This window comes from Rhodoplanes sp. SY1 (assembly GCF_046000175.1).
Classification (GTDB): Bacteria; Pseudomonadota; Alphaproteobacteria; order Rhizobiales; family Xanthobacteraceae; genus Rhodoplanes.
In genome coordinates, this window is the sequence record NZ_JBEOMB010000241.1 from 1 (window position 1) to 563 (window position 563).

The 563-nt window shown below is 70.3% G+C and carries 1 protein-coding gene and 1 pseudogene; both read left to right on the forward strand.

Going from position 1 to position 563, the window contains the following annotated elements; all coding sequences use genetic code 11:
- The first annotated feature begins 32 nt into the window (after nucleotides 1–32).
- Nucleotides 33–140: a sulfur carrier protein ThiS gene (thiS, locus tag ABTU92_RS28850; protein ID WP_408095003.1), complete on the forward strand. Its 108-nt coding sequence runs from the start codon at nucleotides 33–35 to the stop codon at nucleotides 138–140.
- A 1-nt stretch (nucleotide 141) separates the two neighbouring features.
- Nucleotides 142–563 (forward strand): annotated as a pseudogene (thiG, locus tag ABTU92_RS28855) (thiazole synthase); the annotation flags it as partial.

The window sequence follows — 563 nt, forward strand, 5'->3', positions numbered from 1 at the left end:
CCGAGAAGGACATCGACCCCGGCGCCCGCGGCATCGCAGTCGCCGTCAATGGACGGGTGGTGCCGCGCACCGCCTGGGGCACCACGGCGCTCGCGTCCGGCGACGCCGTCGAGATCGTGCGGGCGAGGCCCGGAGGCTGACATGAGCATCGAAACCAACACCGACCCGCTGGTGATCGCGGGGCGCAGCTTCGCGTCGCGTCTGTTCCTCGGCACAGCCGGCTATCCCAACCGCAAGGTGATGCTCGACGCGATCGCGGCGAGCGGCACCGAGATGGTGACGGCGGCGATCCGGCGGATCAGCCTCGCCGGCGAGGACGAGAGCCTGGTCGACCTGATCGGCGACAAGGCGCATTTCCTCCCCAACACGGCCGGCTGCCAGACGGCGCGCGACGCCGTGCTGACCGCCGAGCTCGCCCGCGAGGCGCTCGGCACCGACTGGATCAAGCTCGAGGTCATCGGCGACCGCGAACTTCTGTATCCCGATGTCGAGGAGCTTCTGCGGGCGACCGAGACCCTGGTCGCGGCGGGCTTCACGGTGCTGCCCTATTGCAACGACGACCC